Origin of the sequence: Thermogutta terrifontis (genome assembly GCF_002277955.1) — a bacterium.
Taxonomy (GTDB): Bacteria; Planctomycetota; Planctomycetia; order Pirellulales; family Thermoguttaceae; genus Thermogutta; species Thermogutta terrifontis.
This window is the reverse complement of sequence record NZ_CP018477.1, coordinates 2,866,609-2,888,679: the sequence shown is the minus strand read 5'-3', so window position 1 is coordinate 2,888,679 and position 22,071 is coordinate 2,866,609. Positions and strand designations below refer to the sequence as shown.

Sequence of the window (22,071 nt, the reverse complement as noted above, 5' to 3'; positions counted from 1 at the left end):
GGTCGCCCGCGATGTCGCAATTGGAAGTTTCAATCCCAACTTGGTGCGATTAAGACTCCGACGCCCGCCCCTATCCCAGCACCGATCATTCGTTTCAATCCCAACTTGGTGCGATTAAGACCTTGCTCATTTTGTGTGCCTCCATGAATCACATCAACCGTTTCAATCCCAACTTGGTGCGATTAAGACCCTGCTGCGCTGGCCGTGGAAGCCCTCGCCATCAACCAGTTTCAATCCCAACTTGGTGCGATTAAGACGTATGACGTGATGCGAGATATGCTGTAAAGTATTGAAGTTTCAATCCCAACTTGGTGCGATTAAGACGCCATCATTATGCACTATGGCATTGACAGTGTCCGTTAGTTTCAATCCCAACTTGGTGCGATTAAGACATTAATCGTCACTTCGACGCCGAGCATGTTCGCGCCCTGTTTCAATCCCAACTTGGTGCGATTAAGACTTTTTATTCCATACCTCCTCAGCACCTTCTGCGCCAGGTTTCAATCCCAACTTGGTGCGATTAAGACTTCCTCCGCCGTCACAAGAGGAGGTTTACAAGTGGCTGAGTTTCAATCCCAACTTGGTGCGATTAAGACTGCGCGAGGACGAAACACCCGTCGACAATAGACAAGCCAGTTTCAATCCCAACTTGGTGCGATTAAGACAGGAGGAATCAAGAGAGAAGGCATCCCATTCGCATCTACGTTTCAATCCCAACTTGGTGCGATTAAGACTAAGTGAGAGATTACGCATGCTAGAAGTCCAAATGACACGTTTCAATCCCAACTTGGTGCGATTAAGACTCGACTGAGCAGGAGTCGAAGACAGCTGCTGCGAAAGCGTTTCAATCCCAACTTGGTGCGATTAAGACTATTGAATTAAGATCCTGATTTTAAATTTGTTGTATGTTTCAATCCCAACTTGGTGCGATTAAGACTTTGACTGATCGCTTTTCTTTTGAGAGGATAGCTTTTTGTTTCAATCCCAACTTGGTGCGATTAAGACGGAGTCGCTAAATGCAAAGCCCTAACACACGTGCGAAGTTTCAATCCCAACTTGGTGCGATTAAGACTCATCTTTTAATTGGGCTTCTTTGCTTCCCTATTTGTTATTGTTTCAATCCCAACTTGGTGCGATTAAGACGCTTTCATTAACTTGAAAGCAAGCTGCCGCCGCGTCTCGTAGTTTCAATCCCAACTTGGTGCGATTAAGACATTTTGACGAGCTCTTGTTCGATCGATACTTTAAACCGTTTCAATCCCAACTTGGTGCGATTAAGACACAGTCAAATACCGCAAGATGCTCAGACTTTAACAAGTTTCAATCCCAACTTGGTGCGATTAAGACTCAGTAAACGTACCGAAACATTCAAGGGAATAGTCAGTTTCAATCCCAACTTGGTGCGATTAAGACCGGATTGTACCTATTCAGTACCTCTTTCTCGTCTTAGTTTCAATCCCAACTTGGTGCGATTAAGACCGGGTCCGGGAGGTTATTATTACAGTGATTCTGTAACGTTTCAATCCCAACTTGGTGCGATTAAGACCGAATGCCGAATCCTCAGGCATGTAATTAAGAACCACTACGTTTCAATCCCAACTTGGTGCGATTAAGACGCTTTCTCCATATGAGTTGGAGCGGTTGGAGAAGGTGTTTCAATCCCAACTTGGTGCGATTAAGACTGCGCATGAGTTGCTTATAGAGGTCTCCGGCATCTTGGTTTCAATCCCAACTTGGTGCGATTAAGACACGATTTTCTATCGATGCGTATGACTACATCAACAAGTTTCAATCCCAACTTGGTGCGATTAAGACCTGGCCAATCCCTGCGCCACATTCATCATTGCCTTGCTTTCAATCCCAACTTGGTGCGGTTAAGACTGTGGGCGTTCTGCGCATTGGCGCATATGTATCATCCACTTTCAATCCCAACTTGGTGCGATTAAGACATGATGCCGAGATCGCGAAAGCACGCGACGCCCTTGCTTTCAATCCCAACTTGGTGCGATTAAGACCTAGAGTGCGATTCTAGCGCACAAGAAAAAAACAACCCCTTTCAATCCCAACTTGGTGCGATTAAGACCCTCCCCCAAACGCCGCTTTTTTCCGGGCTTTTCGCCCTCTCCCCAACCCCATTTTGCAGTCGATCGCCGGTAATGCGAAAATCCCTGGAGATCGACTGCAACTAAGCGTACAAATCAAAATCCATCCTGTCAAGCCCCATTATATGGTTGGTCTAAATGCAACCCAAGTGGTGGTGCCCCCGTCAGACGGTAAATCGTGGCAAGGGAATCCGTCAACTCAGGCCGACACTATCCCCCCAATCGGAGGTGTTGTTCTGCATCCTCCGTGGAAGCCGAGGCCTGGATACTCGCTGCCGCTCGCTCCGCGGTTCAGAGCTGTCCTGGCCAGGGCGCGCCCAGGGCATCGCGGGGGTCCTCCATCGACACCCTTTCTCCCAGCACGCGAACCAGGTCCGGCAGGTCATACACCTCCAGAGCCCCGTGAACTGTATTGACCAGCCGATTCTTGCTGAAACCCAACTGGACCACGTTAGCCCAGGAAACGAGGGGACGAACCAGATGGACGTGCTGGAACAGGGCTGGCTCTCGCACAGCCGCATGAAGGGCGCTGCTATTGAGATAACCCACCGCGACAAGCTCCAGGGGACTATTCCTTGGCAGATGCTGCTCTTTGAGCCAGCGGGCGACGACAAGGATGTCTTCCGCCCGCATGCCCACGTAGGACTTTCCCAGGTGATAGGCGAGGTAGAAGTCCTGGCCATCGGGGCCATGATATTGTGGCCGGAAATAGGTTTGGCCGGTTCGCTGCGTCTCGCCCAGTCCGCGGAGATCAACGGCAAGGACGAGTTTGCCCTGCAGGACGAGTTTTTCGATGGGCCCGCCTTTTCCCGCGTCGGCAGCCTTACCGTCCTCGTGAATGTAAACGACGCCACTTTTTGGTTCCTGGCCTTTAGGGTTGAAGATGAGGGCGGGGAGTTCGATCCCTGGTTCGGGTCGGAAAATAACTTTTGCCAGGTCATAGATTTCTCCGCTAACGGTTTGACATACCGTGACCTGGGGAGGGGGCAAATCCCTTAAAGCCCGGACCCCAGCGATTTCGGCCACGCGTTCGAGGAGTTTTTCGTGGGGCGTGGTTTTCCAGAGGTTTTCCCGACGGGTTTTCAGCTCCTGGGCGTAGTCGCGATTAAGGTCATAGACTGAGCGTGCCCCTTCCAGGAGCATCACCTCTCCCTGGGGCGTGCACTGGAGCTCGGCAACTGTCGGGACATCGAGGTCGGGGGGCTCAAAGACCGCTTCGTCGCGGCCTAGCAGCCAGCGGAGCATGAAGCGGACCGAGGCCTCCCGCAATTGAACGGTGAAACCGTGCTCGGCGTCGGTCTCGGCGAGGTCCATGCGTTCCGGATAGCCGAATCGACCGTACACCCGCTTGGCCATGCGGAAGGACAGCCATGCGTCCTCGATATTGAAATAATCGCGGGTGGCCGTCAGAAGGAGTGTCGGCGCCGGTGCGTGCATGATGCAATAATCGGCATGGTCCATTCCCAGGGCAAGCTGGCCGAAGATGTTCTGTTCCGCATCCTGGGGGCCATTTTCACGGATGAGCCGGCCATAGAGACTGCAAATGTAGCAGCCTGGTGCGGCCGCTTTAATGCGGGGATCCAGGGCCATCAGATAGGCGGTTTGGGTCCCACCGCCACTGATGCCGGAGCAGCCGATTTTTTCGGGGTCGATATCGGGTCGAGATTGCAGATAATCGATGGCCCGAATGCCATCCCAGATTTCAAACCGTGCGGTGTTTCGGCCCAGCAGGATGGAACCGACACCGATCATGTTGTGTCCGGCGGTGCCCCAAAGGGTGAATTTGCCATCGGGATCGCGCCACTGATGGCGTTCTCCCTGGTCGATGGGGTCGAAGACGAGGGCGGCCAGGCCGTTCGTCGCGCACAGGGCGGCAAAACCGGCGTAGTTCTTGTAACCTTTGGCCTCATTGGAATGTCCGCAGGGGACCAGGACTGCCGCGTAGGGAGGCCGGTATTTGGCGGAGTCGGGCAAAAACAGCACCGCCGTGACAAAGTGGCGGGGCTGGCTTTCAAAGAGGATTTTTTCCACCAGGTAACCTTTGCGCTCAAGTCGGCCCACCACCTGGGGATTGAGTGGGGTTCGCTCCGGCAAACCCCCGATGCGTCGGAGAAATTCCTGCTTCAAAAACTCCTGGTGCTGCCTGATTTGCTCGACCGTGGTCCGCTTCTCGTAGGCCTCGCGCCATCTTTTTTCTGCCTCGGCAATCTGGCCGAGGAGATAGTTGGTCATCATGCTTTGGGGATCCTTGAGCTGCGAATGGCCGGGTAAAACCGCCCAATCGTCCGCCGCGCCAGCCGCAGTTACGGATAAAACGATTGCGATGAGAGTGCCCAGCATGTTTCACCTCCGATCTTTGAATGTTGAGTGCAACCGTGTGATCACCGCCGATTTTCTCGCGCGCTTTGGTAATAAGTTGGTGCCCCGTCGTCAATACCCGCGTGGTGTGATGATCACCAGTTTTGTGAAAAACGCTTCGGTGGCGTGCGCGCAGCATATCGTAGGGGCAATTCGTGAATCGCCCCGCGCGTATGGAGGGACCTGCTTGTCAGGTCTGTGTCTTCCAGGCTGGATCATCGATTTCGCCTTCATGTTGGCGGGCACGACAGGCGTGCCCCTCCGAGGTTTAACGGACGGCGTCAAGGGCGTCGCGCCAATGTTCACAGGTTGCACCAGCCCAGGGAACTGGTAGGGGCAATTCACGAATCGCCCCGCGCGTATGGAGGGACCTGCTTGTCAGGTCTGTTTCCTCGGGGATGGATTATCGATTTCGTCTCCGTCTTGGCGGGCACGACAGGCGTGCCCCTCCGAGGTTCAATGGACGGCGTCAAGGGCGTCGCGCCAATGTGTACAGCTTGCAACAGCGGCGGGGAACTGGTAGGGGCAATTCATGAATTGCCCCTACCGAGATGTTGTCTTGAGTTGGTGAGTGTGTTTTGGGGCGAATCATGGATCGCCCGTACCGATGAAATTTTGTTCTCAGCAAAAAACTGGGACGAATCATCCGCGTTTTTCAACCGCTGTTCTGCATTGCGGTGGGCACGGCGTGAGATGGTTCAAGTCCCGCGAGTAACCGTGGGCGGAGCAGGCAGCCGATCACCAATCCGGCGACCAAACCGCCGACGTGCGCAGCATTATCGACCATCGGTTCCATCACGCCAATGACAATTTGATACCCAGCCCATGCGAAGAGGGCCAGCCCGATGCGTTTGTCGCGGAGGTGGACCACCCGACGGTGTCGCCAGAAAAATCCGACGGCACATCCGAGCACTCCGAAGATCGCACCCGAGGCGCCCACCGATGGTCCGGGATGCACGAGGAGGCTGACAAAGCCGCCGCACAGACCGGCCAGAAGGAAAACGAGAACTGTCTGCCAGGGGCCAAAGGCGTGCTCGCAAGCCATCCCCACGATGTAGAGCGCCGCCATGTTTCCCAGAAGATGGGACAGATCCACATGCATAAACATCGATGTGATCATGCGCCAAATTTCCCCGGCCAGGACCTTCTCTCGAATGAGGGCCGTTTTGAGAAAAACATCCAATATTTGTTCTGGCTTTTCCGCCAAAAAAACGGGAATAAAGAAGCAGATATTGAGGACGCTCAATCCCAGGGTCATGGCGGGGGTCCAGCACATTCCCCGCTCAAAGTCAATAAGCGGCGGAGTTGGGGCCGACGGTGAAGCAAGCATGTCTTCTGTGATGACAAGCGGGGAGGGTTCGGGTGTGGGCGTATCGGGATTGTCATCGGCCATGGCCTGTGTCCCCACTCAGCGACGCTCTCCTGTATCGAGCATGACACCCAGCGCAAGGGCCACGCGGCGATCGAGCAAGCCGTCCCGATCCGCTCGCAAATCCAGCACGTAGCGATCGAAGAGCGTGAACTTGCGATTGAATTCCCCGAGCACCTCATCCGTATCGGGATCGCAGATGATGAAATTCGTGCGGAGGATACCAAATAACGGACCGATCAACCGTCGCAGAAGAGAGAGGATGAGCGAATCTTCCTTCGCCACACACCACAGGGAGCCATCAGGGCGATAGCAGGACCATTTGCGACGGATGAGGTTGGTGAGGATGTTTTTTCGCAGCCGTGCCAGGATGTTGCCGGACGGGTCGCGGACAGTGTAGGTCGCCACGATGGGCATGAACTTTCGGTCCTGGAGGATTTCCAGCAATTTTCCTGTGCGGGACTCATCGCGCCAGAATGTGACGTGTCTTTTAGGTATTATGGCGAGAAAGACGATCAGCGTGAGCACCGCGCCCACAAGAAGGCCTACAGCAAGCAGCCACTCCTGATTGAGCGCTTCTCCCAGTACCGCAAACGCACCCATACTCAAACCGAGCACAATGAGCCCCGCGAGAATGGCCAGAATTCCTCTGGCAAGGTAGACGGGCCGCTCCACAAACAGAATGGGGTTGTTATTCTCGTCGCACACCGAGTATTTTTCGGAAATAGCAACAACATGCTGCCGGAGCAGGTAGAGATCTCGGTCAAAAGGCGGGTCGCCGCGATGAACAGGGATTTCTACCTCCTCCTCTGGCGAGGGCACCAACAGATTTTGCCCACACCGTGGGCACTGCACGAGTTTGCCCGCATACTCGTCTTTAAGGTTGTACTCGCTCCCGCATGTGCACCGGACAAGAACAGGCATGGATGGCTCCTTTCCGCTTCTCGATTGACGAGCCTGTGAGTGCGACCGATTCGGTGTTGATTATGTCCGAGTCAGGGGCAAAAAGAAAGCCGCGGGTCGCTTTTCTGCTATGGCAGCTGATGATTCGGCATGGAGGGGAAATCAAGCTGAAGGTGCCATCAACGGCCACCGGATGGCCCGCAGGTTATTGGTTGCACGTTATCCCCTAGCCGACACGGCTGATCTTACTTTTTGGGTGCCGGGGCGAGTTCGTCTTTGAGGCTACCAGGTTGCCATTGCCGGGCGATTTCGATGTCTTTCTCAACGTAGGCTGTTATTTCGCGGAGGTCCACATACCCAATGCGATTGAGAAGTTGCGGTTTAAACCAGCTGAGGGCAATCCGCGCATAATTTTGCCAGTTTTCGAGTGCCTTCTGGAGGTGTTCCACGGCGGCCTGCTTTTGATCGGGTTGGCCCTCGCGGTCAAATTCTGCCAGGTTTACCGCGCCGCGAATTTTTTCGGCATAGTATTTTCCCAGATAGGCCATGGCTTCAAGATCGCCGAGCGTCCGCTGGAGTTCCCGGCCGGTGACCTGACGGGATTTCAAATCGGCCAGCAACGTCAACGTTTTCTGAGCATTGTTGTCTAGGTCGCTGGCAATCTCTAAAGGCCCGATGGCATTTTCGTTGGTGCGCTCCTTTTTATTGAGCCATTCCTGAATGTTTAAAACACCGCTGCCGGGCATCGTCTGCCCCAGAATAAAGTCTTTTACAGTGTAAAACCCTCGTGGGGCGGGATACCGCATGCACGCTTCTGGAAACCATCTCAGGTCAATATCTCCCCAGAAGAACCGAGTGATCAGCGGAAAGACCCTGGAAGCCGCTGCCCAGGCTGTGAAGAGCTTTTCGGATGGCACATCAGGAAACCGCGCCGCCAGAATTTTGCGGAAGTGCTCGTTCGAAAGTGCGGGATCGTAGCTCAGGCGTCCCCAGAGGAGAAAACTGTACCACTGTTTCTTCATGACCAATTGTCGGGGCACTTCACCATCGACATCGATGGCTTCGCGACCCCAGCAGTATCCGTCAGGGCCCATGTAGAATCCCGCCAGGCGATCAGGACCGGGCATATTGAGGATATATTCGCGGGCATAATCGGGGTCACCCCAGCGAAAGCTGTAGATGTCATCATTACGGACCGTTAGCCAGGTCTTCATTCCAGCGGGCATCCGTTCCAGGACCGGTTTAATAAACGGTGGATTGGGAATGGAATACATATGGGCAACAGAATATTTATAACTAAACTCCAGAATATCCAAAGCGTTGTGAAATTCCTTGAGAATTTCGTTCAAATCCGTCATGTGGAAGCGGTGAATTAGCCGAAAGGATCGACCCGGCTGATCGGCGAGGGCGTCGCGGACCCCTTCGCCGTAGGTTTGCCAGAGCCATTGTTCTACAGTGAGACGCTTGTCCCCGCGACCCATGTTTTCCCCGGCGGTAATCCCTATACCTGCCAGAAGAGGATAGGTTCGGACCAATTCACGCACACTCGCCCGGAAGTACTGGATGGTCACCGGATTATCACGGTCGGCAGTGATTCCGTATTTGCCATCCGTGCCCCACACGAAGATATTCCAGGTGAACCAGTAGACTTCGATACCGCGGTCGTGGGCATACTGCATCACGTGACGCCAGAAGGCGATTTTTTCATCGATCGTCATTCGTCGGACAATCTCCACGTCCCGCAGCATCTCGGGACGAACCATGTCGCTCCCCGAATGTGAAAATGAGTCATCCAATCGAACACGAGTTCGCCAAACGTCGTTCAGCGCCACATCAGGAAACTCCGGAACGCGGACGATCGATGGAAACGGGTGCAAATTCCAAAGCGTGAGCACGTTGTATCGATGTCGGGCCATTTCGTCGAGGAATTCATGCCAGAAAGCGGTGCTCCAGACTTCCGGAATGTTGGCCTGAAAACTGTCTCCGTTATCGGAATAGCTCGGTGTTCGGACATCGAGGGGGATGTTGAATTTGATGCCGCGGCGTTCGATGTACGGTCGATGCTCACCTTCAGGCAGTTCGTTCAGCGCGTGGATGCGAATTGCCTCAGCGATGTCCAGACCGCCGTACATGGCCCCCGTGGGGTCTCCTCCGGTGATCCGGAAACCAGCCGGGCTTTCCATTCGTTCGATCCGATAGCCTTGGGGCGGAAGTGCCTTCTTGTCAACGCGAAATTCAACGACCAGCCGGGGCTGCGGCGTTCCTGTCACAAACACCGATTGCAGGATTTCGTCGATCGCGAATGCGACTTGAGGGGTCCGAATGTCGCCGCGGAACTCGATACTTCCCGGTTCATCCGCCCAAATCGGATGACCAAAGCACCCCCAAACCAGAAAAGACGCCAGCACAGCCGTGGACACGACCGTTCGCAGCATAGGTCCGGCCTCCCTCTTTTGACAGACCATTTGACAACCTGCTGGAGCCGCGGCTTTCTCTTACGTGCCGAACACCTGTTGTTCTCACTGCCTCATGGTTATTTCCTCACTTCCCGGCTTTTGCAATTCCTGGCGGATAAAGGCCGGTCGGTTGGTCGTGATCGAGTCCACGCCCAGGTCGCGAAACAGTCGGGCGCGATCGCCCTCATCGACGGTCCAAACGTGGAATTCGTAGCCCTCACGGCGAAGCCGTTCCACAAAAGACCGATTGACAACTTCCGGGTTGGCTTCTGTATCCACTCCGTGGGCCCTGATTCGCGACAGAGTTTGAAATACTTCGTCCGCGGTGGGAGTCCAGCAGCCTGTTTCCTTGTCCTGTTTGTACGACACCAGCCAGTGAACCTTGACCTCGGGCAGTAATCTGCGAACTTCCATGACAGTATTCTGGTCAAACGCAATGATGACGATTTGCTGGAGAGAAATTCCGGACGAAACGAGGACCCGGCGGATCGGTTCTACCAACTCGGGGCCGCCTTTGATCTCCAAAAAAAGCTTTTTGCCCGGAGGAATAATCGCCAGCACCTCTGCCAGCGTTGGAATCCGCTCGCCGGCAAAAGACTCTCCTTTCCATTTGCCGACATCGAGCGTCCGCAGCTTCTCCAACGTGACCTCGGAGACTTTCCAATCCACCTCGCCCCCGGTTACCCGCTTGGTATCAGCATCGTGCAGGCACACGACCTGGCCATCAGCCGTGAGACGGAAATCGCCTTCAATGGCATCAGCTCCTTGGTCCCAGGCCAATCGGAATGCCGCCAGTGTATTTTCTGGGGCATCGTGCGAGGCGCCGCGATGGGCGACAATTTCTTGCGCCGCAGTCACGGAGACAAACAGGCTCCCAGTGAGAGTCAAGACAGTCGCAAAGACGCAGCTCAATACTGAAGGTGTCTGGGGCATCGGTTCTCCTATTTCTTCGCAGAGGGAGCAAACGGCGGCAGCCTCGGAAAACACCCCACCCTGTCACCACCGCAGGTGGTGAGGGTGCGTTCCCGTCGCAACACCGCTTAGCGAAGCATAGTTATAGTCTCACAAGCCTGGCGTGAAAACGAGGGACCAGGTGGAAGAAGACAACAACTATCGCCCTGCGAGATACCGGACCGAATCGCCGCGCGGCCATCGCCAGGTCAACTGGCGGACGGCCGGGGCCCCGTCAGAAACTTGAGAGGCTTCCCTGGAGGTTTTGAAGGGACAAGTGTTGGCAAAATAAACAATACCCCCTACGGGAGTCGAACCCGTGTTTTCGGACTGAGAATCCGACGTCCTGGGCCACTAGACGAAGGGGGCACTTTGTGGATTTATCTTAAGCGTTTTTTCGACTTCTTCTTGTGTTATCTTAAGCCTTTCCCCGGCCTTGTCAATAGTATCCGAAACTGACCCGCACAGGCCTCATCCAACACGATGCGAGCCTGGCCGCTTTGTCAATAATATGCGGAACTGACCCATCTCCAGTTTTTGCGAACACCTCGATATGCCGCAGGCCTCAACCATCCCCGGTGGCGCGAAAGCCCATCACACGCCCCCAATCGCAAAATGTCGCACGGGCAATTCGTGAATGGCCCCTCCAAGTGGCGTGGCCCGGGTGCGACCGGGCCCGCCCATTCAACGCATGGAGGGACGCCTTCGGAGCAAAATTGACGTGACACCGTCGGTGACCGAGCCCCTGTTCAACCTATGGAGGGGCGACATCTCCGGCGTCCGCGGAACACGGAGGGGCTCGCTTGTGGTGCCAACTAACGCGAAATGGAAGCCTCCAACCCTGAGAGGCGGACCTGACAAGCAGGTCCCCCCGAAAGATCGGAGGGGCACGCTTGTCGTGCCCGGAGAAAGGGAATAGATGATCCAGCCTCGAATGGCAAACCTGACAAGCAGGTCCCTCCGAATATGGGCGGGCGAATATGGACGTGACGATCACGTCCCTCCGAGAAAACGGAGCGGCACGCTTATCGTGCCCGACGAGACCTACCCAGCTTCAGGCCGCTTTTCAGCCGCAGGTGAAAGGTGGCGATGCTCCAACCAGCTACGTTTAACCCCGTTCTCACTCTTGGGAGTGACCTCGCCTGGCTCTGTTGGCCTTTGTCAAAGTCCTGAAAAACCTTTGAAACATTGTCGCCGGGTGAGTGTGTCATTGAGCCACGAACTTATTTGAGCCGTCGTACTGTGGTGGCGGGAATTCCGATCTCCTCCATGAGGGTTGCAATCTCCCTGAGGAACCGTCGCGCATCCTCGGGATAACCCGCCGTCGGACGCAGGTCGGGTTTCAATTGCCTCCAATACTCGTTGAATGCGCACATCGCCACTTCGCGCAGGTATTTCGAAACGATCGAGGAGGCTGCCACGATGAAATATGATTCAGCTTTTGTCTGGAAGCAGAAGCGTATATTGCGCTGCGATGCCTGGACTTCGTACTCGCTGATCTCGCGGGATTCCTGCACAACGCGGATGAAATCTCCGGGAAAAACATCTTCCAGATGCTGGGCGTAGCGATCCCGGCCACCGTGTTTGTCAGCCCAAACATGGGCCTGTCCGACCTCGGGCGTGACCTGACGTGCCAATTCCAGGGTCAAGCGGGAAAGCATGTCGCTTTTTTTTCCAAACCGCTCTAACAATTGATTGAAGCGAATCGCGGGTAAAAAGTGGACGCGAACCTGTTCCAACCGAAAATCATTCCTGGCGAGAGTCTCCGAAAGACATTGGGTGGCGGCATCGATTTCAGCCGACTTACAGGTCAAAGGGAGGTTGCGGTCGAACGCAGCCAACCACGGGACAGTCTGAAGCCATGGGCGAGCCGAGGGGTCAAGCTGGCGAACAAGGTTTTTCCAATCGCAGGGAAACTGGTACACTTGGCCGAGAATAGCGAGCGCTGCCTTCTCCAGGTTGTGCCACCCAGAATTTCCAGTGTACACCTTTTTGGAATCGGCAATCCATAACGGAATGACGCGGTCCATGCTGGTCTTCGTACAGTGAGTTTCGCACCTCTGATTCGAAGCCCTCGTCTTTTTGAGTGGTGCCACCGTTATCTCCGGGGCCAGCAGCGAATACCAGATCCCTGGTGGGTGCTCGCGTGGGGCAGACCACAAAGTTGCCGTGATCACCAAGGGCCCCAGCGTGGGACCGTAACCCGCTTCATCCGTCGCTATGTGATGAACCCAACCCATCGCACCGATCGTCACAACCGCATCTTTCACTTTGTGGGGTCATTGCCGGAAAACCAACGCTCCTGGCGAGCTGGAACCTTGTGCCTTCCGGTCAACGAGAGCAAGCACGGCAGGACGACCAGATTGCTCATAAGCCCGCCCACCATTGTCCAGCTTACAAGGATGCCAAAGTCCGCAGTAGGGAGAAACTCGCTGCGAGTCAGGCTCAAAAAACCGACAACCAGGGCGAGCGTCGCAAACACCGTGGCCGGTCCCACCGTGTTCTGTGCCTCTCTCAAAGCTCGCATGACAGTCCGTCCGGCCTTGATGGCTCGCTGGAAAGCCGTGAGATAGTGAATGGACGCATCGACGCTCAACCCCAGCGATACGGCGGCCATCATCGCCGAGCCCATGTTGATCCGAGCTCCCATCCAGCCGAGTGCTCCCATCAAAACAACGATCGGCAAAAGGTTAGCTAAAAGGGCGCCAAAAACCCAGGAGAGATTTCGGAAAGCCACCATGAATAACAGGGCCATTCCCGCTACAGCCATGATAAAACTCGGGCCCTGGTGGACCACAAGACCTCTGACAAGTTCTCCGAAGATAACATAGTAACCGGTGACGAGCGGCTTGATTGCTAAGCGTGCTGGATCATCGGTAGATGACTCTTGAGCTGCATGGTGCGATCCCGCTGAAAAGTGCTGCCCATCTGGCCACGACTTCAATATCCGCGGCCACTCTTCTTCCACGATTCGACGCACCTGCCGCACGAGGGCGACTCGCGACTCGCCTGTCTCTCGCTCCCGCGACCGCAGTAAGACGCGAAACCACCAGCGGTCCGGTTCTCGCGGATCGGCGGTGTACAGTGATTTGTACAATCCCGGCATTCGCATCTGAACAAATTGCAGAGCCCAGTCGTCTGTCCATTTTGACGAAAAGGAAGGCGAAAGCGGCAAGAAGCGGAGCGCGGTCCGGACATCCGCCAAACTGAGGACTTTCGCCAATCCCGGAACGTACCGGCCTTCACTTTCGATTCTGACCTCGTTTCGCAACCGATTTTGAAGATTCTCTACAGCCGTCAGGTACTCTGGCGTCAAACGCTTCGGCGCAGGTAACGCAATATCCCAGACTCCAGCTCCCCCAAGCTCACGATCGAGCAACTCGTAAGCCCGCACAATCTCACTGCCTTCGCGAAAGCTGCGGGTGAAGTCGGTCTCGAACTTCGCATGAAGCCAGCCCCACGTACCTACCATCATGAGAGCTGACGCCCCAGCGAGGACCAGCCACCGGTGTCGCAACGCGGTTGTCAGTATCCGACGCAGAAACAATCGCAACGGTCCCGCGTCAATGACGAAGCGTCTCAGTGCCTCAGCACGAAAAGAAGAGAAGGATGAAGAGTAACCGCGTGTTTCTCGTTGTATTCGAATCGTGATCGCTTCCGCCGCCATGAACGTGGCCGGGAAAAAGCAGATCATCGCGATCAGGAGCCAGCCCACTGCCAGCATGGCCACAAGGGCAAAGCTTCGCACCGGTGTAATTCCGGAGACTGTTAAAGCCGCGAAACCAATCGCGTCAGTCACCAGGGCCAGGGCGACCGGAAGAATGAGGCGTCGGGTACTCTCCCGGATTGCGGCCTCCGCTGAATCACCCCTTCGCCTGGCGTCTTCCACCCGAACAACCAGATGCATGAGGGTGGCCACGGTGATCACTGTAATCACCGCTACCAGCGTGGAATCGATGAGACTCCCCGAACCTCCCAACAGCCCAAATGTGGCCTTGGCCCCTGTCACGCTGGTAGCAATAAGAATGGGCGCTATCAAGACCCAGCGGAGTTCTCCCGAACAGATGAGGATGACACCGGCCAGAAGTACTCCCGCCGTCCACGTGATCCGGGAACCATCGCGCTCGACCATCCGGAATCCAGTTTCGACTACGACGGGTGGTCCCACAATCACACCTTGGGGTAGAGTCGATGTGACCGCGCTGAGTTGGTCGATCACCGTCCGGTGGTCAATCTGCCTGTCATCCGAAGCCGAATCAAGAAGCACGATGAGAGCCGCCAGATCGCCCTGGGTGTTGTGGGTGTAGTTCTCGAACAGCCGACGCACGGATTCCGCAAGGGAAGATCGGGTGACAATCGCCGGCCCCAGGAGCTGGTCTAAGCTCCAAACGTCTTTGACTCCGGAGACAGCACGAAACCGTTGAGCCACCCCGGCCAATCGTGCAATGCCCTCTCCGTTTGGGGCGAGAAGTGTGGGATCTCGATAAGCGATTAAGACGAAATCTTGCGTCCCAAAGACACGCTCAAATTCAGACCACGTTTGACGTTCCGGATCGTTTGCCGCAAGCATGCGGATGAGAGATCGGTCCACAGACAACCGGGCCGACAGAGGCACCGCCACCGCAACCAGAATCACGCCGAGAGCGAAAAACAGCCCGCGAAACCGAATCCACAGCGCGATAAGATCCAGGAAGGAACAGCACCCAAACCGGCGGAGCCCCCGTGTAATGTGAAAGCGCGTTTTCATGGCCCTCCTGGTGAAGGGGTCACACTTTGTGATGGGGTTTCAGGTTGGCGTCGTGGCCCGCGGAGCCCGCTTTTAATCTCGCGAAGGATTTCATTTTCAGGCAGTGCGCGGTAGTAGGGATCAAGTGGGTAACAGCCGCTGATCAGGCCGTTCCGCGGTGCCGTGGTGCAGTCGCTGAAGGTTCGGCACAGGCGTTTGGTCTGGAGGTTCTTTCCAGCGAGAACGTCCCCCGGCAATTCCCAGTAGGCCAGTACCAGTCGCCCGATTCCCACAAAATCCGTCCAGCCTTCTCGTACAACCGCCTGGGCGACGTGGGGCAGATATTCCTGAAAATACGTGTAGGCAGTACCCACCACAGGCAGCCGGGGTAAAGCTTGCTTGATCTGCCTGACCACCGCAATCTGCCGCAAACACCCCAGAAGCGGGTCTTCCGGGGGTTGGTATCCATCCGATGGCGGATACAGGGCGGGACGTTGAATATGAGGGTTATAGTAAGGCGAACCGGCTGTCAGATTGACCATCGCGACTCCACAAGCCTCGTGGAGTTCTTTCAGCAATCGGATTGGCTCGCTGAGGTCAATCTCCAGCGGATTCCAGCGATTGCAACCGAATCCCGGATAGGGGACGGGGTATTCGTGGGGAATGCCGGGCCCCAATTTCCCAGGTTCCGCCCGGCTGGGGTCAGGGCGAAACGGGGGAAAATCAAAAACCGAGAGTCGCACCCCGATGACGAGTTCAGGACATTCCGATCGAACAGCGCGAATCACCTCGCGGAGAAATCGCGAGCGCCCGGGTAAATCGCCCCCGTATGGCCCGGGACGCTCGAACGCCGAAAGAAATTCATGCCCCAAATATCCATGGCACGCCTTGATATCAACGAATTGAAAGCCCACGTCGCGCGCCATCCGGGCCGCCTCGACATAAGCATCGACGAGTTGGGGAATTTCTTCGTCCCTTAAAATCACGGAGTCATCCCGGGGATCAATCCCAAACTTTTCGTCCAGCACGGGATGATGGTACACGATCCGCGGTTCCGCGCGGTCCTTTCGATTGGGCCGGCAGAACCGCCCCGAATGGGTCAATTGAAGGCCTACGAAAAGGTCATCCGTCGCGCGCTCGCCAAAACATTCGCGATGCACCTCGCGAAGCCGGGCGAGGAGATGCCGCATCGCTTCCTTGTTTTCTGGCCGATAATAAAGCTGATTGGGATTGGCCCGGCCATCGCGTCGGACAGCGAACGCCTCTCCTCCCCAAATGAGCTTCGCCCCCGAAGCGCCGAAGTGTTCCCATCGCCGAATGGTGTGCTGGCTGGGCTGGCCGTCCGCGGTTCCATCCCAACCCTCCATGGGGTGGATGCACCAGCGATTTCCGATTCTGAAGCCTGCCACCTCAAATGGCTCGGCTAGCGGGGAGCCTTCCGCGGCGGACAACGGCTGATCGTCCACAGGCAATTTGTACCCCAGAGCCGCTATCCGGTCGCGAAGCTCTTGCGGCGATTTCAAGGCCGCTATTTTCACGAACTCACCAGTCTTTGGTTGCATGTCTATCAGACCTTCCCGTTGCTGTCTTTAACCCGAGGTTGGATCCATGATCGTTCCAGGAGGAACTTAGCCATGTCCGGCTGTCACCTGATTAACCGGGCGACGCCCCGCAGGCGTGGCGCTCCCATTGGTTCATCCGCCGTGCTGTCCGGTGAGTCGAGCGATCTCAGCCTCCACTGCCACAATCTCCTTCGTCAGCGTCTCAATTTCCCGAGGGTCGTCCGGCTGCTTCTTGGCTCCCGCCAGTCGCTGTTGCAGTTCTCGCAAGCGCTTGCGGAGGGCTTCCAGTTTTCGGGAATCCCGCTTGCTAAGGTTTTTGTCCGACTTGCCCATTGTAAACCTCGCCTCTCTCGTCGCGTTGGGCTGCAACGAAGTTACTTCCGTTCTCCCACGCCATTCATTGATTTTAACTTTCGCTGGACCCATTCGAGGGCTGCCTCGCGGGATTGGAGCACCCCGTCCAACTGGGCACGGCGCACTTCCTGAAGGATCTCCCGATAGATCGGTCCCGGCGGCAATCCCAAGGCGTGGAGGTCGTCCCCTTTGAGAAGAAAGGGGGGATTGAGCTTTTCCGGCGGCCACCGGAGCCGTTCCCGACACCACTCAAAGCCGGCAAGATCATTTTGGCCTTCCTGAATGGCGCGTGTTTCCGCCAGCTTGAGAAGATCGTGGATCCAGGGGGAGATGAGAAGGGGTTGCACCTCCGACCACGGCCTGAGATGAGCACGGTCCAGGTCCCCCTCGTGTTCGACCAGCCACACGATCTTGTCCGTGACCTGGTTCGACATGCGCAGCCTCTTGCAGATGGGAGACAGTTCGCCCGGCTGGACCAACTTCCTGGCCACCGCCGCGAACGCGACGGGGAAGTCCGGATCTGGTAACGCCCCCAGAATGCGAAGGTTGAGCGCCCAGACCGGTTCCCTCTCCTGCGTATCAGGCTTTAACTCTGGAAGAAGAACATCCAGAAACCCCAGTTCGCGAAATAGGCGAAGTCCCTCCACACGCCCGGGGGCCACAAAAAGCCGCTCCAACTCCATGAGAATTCGCTCCTGACTCACCTCGCGGATCTGGTGGACAAGATCGCGAATGGCGGCCGCTGTGTGGGGGTCAAGGGTAAATTGGAGTTCTGCCACGAAGCGCACCGCACGGAGCATCCGGAGCTTATCCTCCGCAAACCGCTGGTAGGGGTCGCCGATGGCTCGAATGATTCGCTGTCGGATGTCCTCGACACCCCCCACATAGTCGATGACGCGCTCCTCAATGGGGTCGTAAAACAGTCCGTTGATCGTGAAATCTCTTCGCAGGGCGTCCTCGCGGGGGGATGAAAAGACCACCCGGTCCGGATGCCGACCATCACTGTAGCCTAGATCAGATCGAAAGGTGGCCACCTCGATTTGACCGGCGCCTTTCGGTCCGTTGACCGTGATGACTCCAAAGGCCGCTCCGACGGCAAAAGTCCGCCGGTGCCCGAAAATCTCCCGTACCTGCTCGGGCAGGGCATTGGTGGCAACGTCGTAATCTTTGGGAGTACGTCCGAGAAGTTGGTCACGAACACAGCCACCCGCCCAGTAGGCAATGAATCCTGCCTTACGGAGCTGCTTCACCACCCACACGGCAAATTCGCGCTGTTTTTTCGGATCGAGCTCAGATGACATGCGGCTCTTGATGGCTGATATATGGAGCAGAAGGCCAGGCTTCCCGACTTGCCCGGCAAATATTAAAATGATAAGTGACAGTGCTTAGGAAACCCAGCCCAACGGCCTGGCACTCAGGACCGATCCGAAAACCTCTGAGTTGGCGGAATCAGCCGTCGGCTTTTGGTTTTCGGGTAGGCTCTTGGCTTTCCTGGCAATGCGGCTAGGGGTATGAGGTGTCGGAGGCCAGGAATATAATTTGGCTGGTCTATCCAATGCCCTGGTGGCGGAACTGGCAGACGCGCATGGCTCAGGACCATGTGGGGGAAACCCCTTGGAGGTTCGAATCCTCTCCAGGGCATCTTAGGGTATTTACGGGGGCTAGGCATAGGAAAGCAAATTGATGTAACGTGATGTACAGAAACAATTTACGCTAAAGTGTGCCTAAGGGGCTAGTTCGCGTTTTGTATCCCTTTGTACATCCTTGTATGCGATTGCGGGGCAACTTTTAGGTCCACCGCTCGATCTGGGGGTGCCCATTCCTCACTGATGGCTTTTTCGATATCCGCTTGTCTGATTTGGAAGTAATGACCCCGGGCCACATCGGCTGTGTGTCCAATCCACTCGTAAACCGCGGCGGGCGGAAATCTGGCCAAGAGGTCCATTTCAGCGCTTGATCGGAGATTCTGCCAAAGTTTGGGCCACGGGGCGATGCCGGCCTTGATAAGCATCCGCCTGAGTCGTTCCCGAAGGTTAATCGCCTTCCATTTTCCCTGATCCGCGTTCTTCATGGAGTCCCGTTTACGAAGCTCTTCGAAGATGTAGGTCTTCCCCTCCGCCTGTTCCCAAAGAGCCTCCAGGTGGTGGCGAACCGGTGGAAAGATAGGCACCATTCGGAACGGTTTCCCTTGTTTCGCAGTTTTGGGTGATGGTACACGGATCAATAAACGCTCCCAATCGACACAATCCCAAGTCATGCTGAACGGCTCACTGGGCACTCGCACCCCCATGTACCGTGCCATTGCCAGTAACAGTTTCCACTCCAAACTTGGGGCCCGCTCGATGAGCGTTTCAATGATTGCAGCGGGTACATAGACCCGACGGTCGCGATTGACTTGGGAACCCTTTTGGACGCCATCAAACGGGTTGTGCGTGACAACTTTCCGTTTGATAAAGTCGCGGTAGAGAGTGCCCGCCCATGAAAGATGCTTAGCCGCTGTGGCTTCGGAGAGGCCCCGTCGCGCCCGCCTGGTTTGTGCCTCGTAAAGTAACCACCGCTTATAGTCCTCAACATCTGCAACCGTAACCGACCCCAATGGCCTGTCTTCGCCAAAGAAGGTTATCAGGTATCTGAAAGCCTGGTGAATGTTAGAGAGAGTCCACGCGGCATAATGTTGCGATCTCTCCAAAAACTCCGTAACGGCTTGGCCGAGAGTCACTTGACGGACGGATTCCAGTAAACCTGCTTTCTGGAGTTTGGAGACAAACTCAGGGTGTAGGTTTTCCAACCAGGCTTTCACTTTAGGGTCAGGGGGAAGGCCCCACTCCGTAGCATCGATAAGCCGGGAGGTTACCGCGAAAAGTTGGTTGGCCACGCGCTCGCTACACCTTCCGAAGCGGAGGCTCTTTCGTTCCCCTTCCCGGGTGTACCAGCGGATTCGCCACCCCTTTCTATCCTTGGTTAACGTAGCCATCACCCCCGCTCCTGCTTTAACTCGTCAAACGCTTCAGAAACAATCACCAACCGAAAGTATCGCATGAGGGTTTCGGTGTGCTTTAATGACAAGCCTCCGCCGGCAAGTAGCCTGTACAAGGCTGGGCGAGATATCCCCGTTTCCCGAGCAATCTGGCTGTAGCTTTTGCCGCAGGAAAGAATGCAGTCGCGAAGGGCTTTGTGGATTGACTTCCAGGTCTTGGCCATAGGTTTTCAGTCTCCAATCTGCTTCCTGAGTATTGTAACAGTAATGATACAGTCTGGGAAGGGTGGTAGAGTCCGGATACTCGTCACATTTTCAGCGCGGAAACAAAGTCTACCGATAGGCCCGAGGGTTCCCGCGGCCCTCGACAGGTCGAAACCGTTGGGAAGGACCCGTGAGAGCGGCTGGGTGGTGTACAAAAAAACCCGCCCGAGTGTTTTGCTCAGGCGGGCCAACCAGAAGGAGCTGATCTGATTATGACCTGTCAGGCACCGGATGCTTTCACGGCACACCGCCAGTCCGCGGCAGCCGCTCCTATATCGATGTAGCATCGCCAGCCGGTGCCAAGCTTATCCGCTCCGGGGTCCACTGGTTCGATGGTTGGCCCCTGTTGGCCATTCAAGAAGGCCACAAGGAAGCTACCATCCGCAGGGCCGCAGAGCAGATACCAGGCAGCGGTGCTGTTACCAGGGAAGTACGTATTACTCAGCCGTGGCTCGACCTCTAACGCGATGTTCAGGCCAGCGAAGGGATTACCAGCAGGGAGCTGGTCTCCGCCCGAGCGGTAGAGTTCGACACTGTTGAGCACTTGCCGGGCGGTCGCCTCCAGTTCGGGTGGGACGAGAAGAACACGGGGCACCAGGTCCAGCGGCAAGCCGTCGGCGTCCGTTTGTTTGCGTAGGGCCGCGATGGCTTCGGCAAGGCTGGCGACACTCAGCCCAGATTCCGCACCAGTAATCAGGTTGCTGTGGGCAGCGGAGAAAAAACCGCCCGGATTACTGAGAAGCACCGTGTAAACCAGATCGGCCACCTTCCGCGCAGCGGCACGTCCGAAGATCGTGGGGATTTGGTCCAGGATCGCGATGTCATCATTGATGATGTGTTGGCGGTCCAGCATGAGCATTTTGGCGTAGGTGGTCACCTTGTAAGTGATGGTTTCCTCTCCCACATTGGCGTGCCTAATTTCGCCGTGGGCGGCCAGCTCTTCAAGTTTGAAGTCACCGGTCAAGCGGATACCAGTATGTTCCTTGAAATCCTTGGCCGACACAATCCGGGCAAAGGATTTCCATGTCGCGGGGGCTTGCTGGTAGGCATCGAGGGCGATTTTGTTGGCCGCCACACCCAGGGCAACGGGCAAGTCTGTCGTGGAGAAAGCCGCCCGAATAATCTCGTTGGTTCCCCGGGGGGCATAGCCCAAACTCATTTGACAAGCCATGCCGCAAAGATCAAGAGCGGTTCGCGGCTTGTAGCTGGCAGCCGCCGATAGAGTCTCCGCACCAAGTTCCTTTTCCGCCAATGACTCTTTACCAAGCAGTTTCAAGGCGGCGGCGGCAAGGATGGAAGCGGGTGTGTCCTTGACCTCAGCATTGAGTACTGGAGGAATCACCGGGCGGCGGCGGGTCTCAGCGAGAGCTTTCGCGGTCTCAAGTGGCAACCGGTTTTCGATGGCTTGCCTGAATGTGCTCATGTCATCTCCGCACACAGAGAGTAAGTCCAGGATATATTTCGCCTCGATCGTCTCACCAGGTGACGAGTTCTCAGGGGGAGCTGGTTGGTGTGTCATATTCCTCACTCCTGCTGCTAACGTGACCATCGTCTGTTTGTCCGCTCCCAGCGGGACAACTGAAACTTCCCGGAGGATTCCACCCTCGATAAGAAAAGTGTCTGATTCGACAGTGATTGTTTGCCCGTTGACCGTGATGGTATCCCCAGGCTTCAACGGCCGGTATTGGTTCGTTTCAACACCCACACTGGCCTGCAAGGGGACGTCATCTTTCAGTAGAGCAATGACGAGTTTGCCGGCGTCCGTGGCTTCTGTTACCGTACCGTCAATCACTAAGGTTTTTCCGTCGGTTTTAGGTATTCCCCAACCAATGGTGGCTTCGGTACGGCCTTCGTGATCCAAGAGCAGAGTAACCCGCTGCGGTAAATCAAGGCCCTGCAGATCGATGATGACCGGTCCCCACCCCGGCACAGTCATGATGCCCCCGGTGTAGGCCGTGATGCGTACCTTAACTGGCTTCTTTTCCTTTTCGGCCTCAACAATTAACGGGGCGGCTTTTAGTTGGAGGGTTCTTGTTGCGGTCGTCATTT

Annotated in this window: 13 protein-coding genes, 2 tRNA genes and 1 CRISPR repeat array (1 of these 16 only partly in view); of the genes, 1 reads left to right on the top strand and 14 read right to left on the bottom strand. The window is 55.9% G+C overall.

Going from position 1 to position 22,071, the window contains the following annotated elements:
- Positions 1-2,083: a CRISPR direct-repeat array (repeat unit 30 nt; unit sequence GTTTCAATCCCAACTTGGTGCGATTAAGAC); it reaches 928 nt to the left of the window's first position.
- 310 nt (positions 2,084-2,393) lie between these two features.
- The 11 genes from THTE_RS10735 to THTE_RS10675 form a co-directional block, all read right to left on the bottom strand.
- Positions 2,394-4,442, bottom strand: coding sequence for an alpha/beta hydrolase family protein (locus THTE_RS10735; RefSeq protein WP_095415440.1), 2,049 nt, complete (start codon positions 4,440-4,442; stop codon positions 2,394-2,396).
- 673 nt (positions 4,443-5,115) lie between these two features.
- Positions 5,116-5,853, bottom strand: a complete 738-nt coding sequence (locus THTE_RS10725) for a rhomboid family intramembrane serine protease (protein WP_157732027.1) — start codon at positions 5,851-5,853, stop codon at positions 5,116-5,118.
- A 15-nt stretch (positions 5,854-5,868) separates the two neighbouring features.
- Positions 5,869-6,753, bottom strand: coding sequence for a hypothetical protein (locus tag THTE_RS10720; protein ID WP_095415437.1), 885 nt, complete (start codon positions 6,751-6,753; stop codon positions 5,869-5,871).
- 224 nt (positions 6,754-6,977) lie between these two features.
- Positions 6,978-9,167 (bottom strand): carbohydrate-binding family 6 protein, encoded by a 2,190-nt coding sequence (locus tag THTE_RS10710; protein ID WP_095415435.1) that lies wholly within the window; start codon positions 9,165-9,167, stop codon positions 6,978-6,980.
- A gap of 84 nt (positions 9,168-9,251) precedes the next feature.
- On the bottom strand, positions 9,252-10,046 hold the full coding sequence (locus THTE_RS10705; RefSeq protein WP_207651695.1) for a glycerophosphodiester phosphodiesterase: 795 nt from the start codon (positions 10,044-10,046) through the stop codon (positions 9,252-9,254).
- A gap of 389 nt (positions 10,047-10,435) precedes the next feature.
- Positions 10,436-10,508 (bottom strand) — tRNA-Glu (locus tag THTE_RS10700).
- Positions 10,509-11,362: 854 nt separating this feature from the next.
- Entirely contained in the window at positions 11,363-12,409 is a 1,047-nt protein-coding gene (locus THTE_RS10695) for a ribonuclease H family protein (RefSeq protein ID WP_095415433.1), read from the bottom strand.
- The gene (locus THTE_RS10690; protein WP_095415432.1) at positions 12,406-14,886 is read right to left on the bottom strand and encodes an efflux RND transporter permease subunit; all 2,481 of its coding nucleotides are present in this window, start codon (positions 14,884-14,886) and stop codon (positions 12,406-12,408) included. Before THTE_RS10690 ends, THTE_RS10695 begins: the two co-directional genes overlap by 4 nt.
- The gene (locus THTE_RS10685; protein ID WP_095415431.1) at positions 14,883-16,427 is read right to left on the bottom strand and encodes an oxidoreductase; all 1,545 of its coding nucleotides are present in this window, start codon (positions 16,425-16,427) and stop codon (positions 14,883-14,885) included. Before THTE_RS10685 ends, THTE_RS10690 begins: the two co-directional genes overlap by 4 nt.
- A 132-nt stretch (positions 16,428-16,559) precedes the next feature.
- Positions 16,560-16,760, bottom strand: a complete 201-nt coding sequence (locus tag THTE_RS10680; RefSeq protein WP_095415430.1) for a hypothetical protein — start codon at positions 16,758-16,760, stop codon at positions 16,560-16,562.
- Between the two features lie 41 nt (positions 16,761-16,801).
- A complete protein-coding gene (locus THTE_RS10675) occupies positions 16,802-18,082 on the bottom strand; it encodes a CCA tRNA nucleotidyltransferase (RefSeq protein WP_095415429.1) in 1,281 nt (426 codons plus the stop codon).
- A 256-nt stretch (positions 18,083-18,338) separates the two neighbouring features.
- Between THTE_RS10675 and THTE_RS10670 the strand changes: the two genes are divergently transcribed.
- Positions 18,339-18,422: transfer RNA gene (locus THTE_RS10670), tRNA-Leu, on the top strand.
- 91 nt (positions 18,423-18,513) lie between these two features.
- Here the strand turns inward: THTE_RS10670 and THTE_RS10665 are convergent.
- The 3 genes from THTE_RS10665 to THTE_RS10655 form a co-directional block, all read right to left on the bottom strand.
- A complete protein-coding gene (locus THTE_RS10665; protein WP_095415428.1) occupies positions 18,514-19,755 on the bottom strand; it encodes a tyrosine-type recombinase/integrase in 1,242 nt (413 codons plus the stop codon).
- Positions 19,755-19,982 carry a hypothetical protein gene (locus THTE_RS10660; protein ID WP_095415427.1) on the bottom strand — a complete coding sequence of 76 codons (228 nt, stop codon included), beginning with the start codon at positions 19,980-19,982 and terminating at the stop codon, positions 19,755-19,757. Before THTE_RS10660 ends, THTE_RS10665 begins: the two co-directional genes overlap by 1 nt.
- Before the next feature lie 260 nt (positions 19,983-20,242).
- Positions 20,243-22,069, bottom strand: a complete 1,827-nt coding sequence (locus tag THTE_RS10655) for a phage major capsid protein (RefSeq protein ID WP_095415426.1) — start codon at positions 22,067-22,069, stop codon at positions 20,243-20,245.
- Positions 22,070-22,071: the final 2 nt, after the last annotated feature.

Coding starts and splice junctions, on each gene's coding strand:
- THTE_RS10725 (WP_157732027.1), bottom strand. CDS start 5,853: ATGGCCGATGACAATCCCGATACGCCCACACCCGAACCCTCCCCGCTT.
- THTE_RS10735 (WP_095415440.1), bottom strand. CDS start 4,442: ATGCTGGGCACTCTCATCGCAATCGTTTTATCCGTAACTGCGGCTGGC.
- THTE_RS10720 (WP_095415437.1), bottom strand. CDS start 6,753: ATGCCTGTTCTTGTCCGGTGCACATGCGGGAGCGAGTACAACCTTAAA.
- THTE_RS10685 (WP_095415431.1), bottom strand. CDS start 16,427: ATGCAACCAAAGACTGGTGAGTTCGTGAAAATAGCGGCCTTGAAATCG.
- THTE_RS10690 (WP_095415432.1), bottom strand. CDS start 14,886: ATGAAAACGCGCTTTCACATTACACGGGGGCTCCGCCGGTTTGGGTGC.
- THTE_RS10675 (WP_095415429.1), bottom strand. CDS start 18,082: ATGTCATCTGAGCTCGATCCGAAAAAACAGCGCGAATTTGCCGTGTGG.
- THTE_RS10680 (WP_095415430.1), bottom strand. CDS start 16,760: ATGGGCAAGTCGGACAAAAACCTTAGCAAGCGGGATTCCCGAAAACTG.
- THTE_RS10710 (WP_095415435.1), bottom strand. CDS start 9,167: ATGCTGCGAACGGTCGTGTCCACGGCTGTGCTGGCGTCTTTTCTGGTT.
- THTE_RS10655 (WP_095415426.1), bottom strand. CDS start 22,069: ATGACGACCGCAACAAGAACCCTCCAACTAAAAGCCGCCCCGTTAATT.
- THTE_RS10660 (WP_095415427.1), bottom strand. CDS start 19,982: ATGGCCAAGACCTGGAAGTCAATCCACAAAGCCCTTCGCGACTGCATT.
- THTE_RS10665 (WP_095415428.1), bottom strand. CDS start 19,755: ATGGCTACGTTAACCAAGGATAGAAAGGGGTGGCGAATCCGCTGGTAC.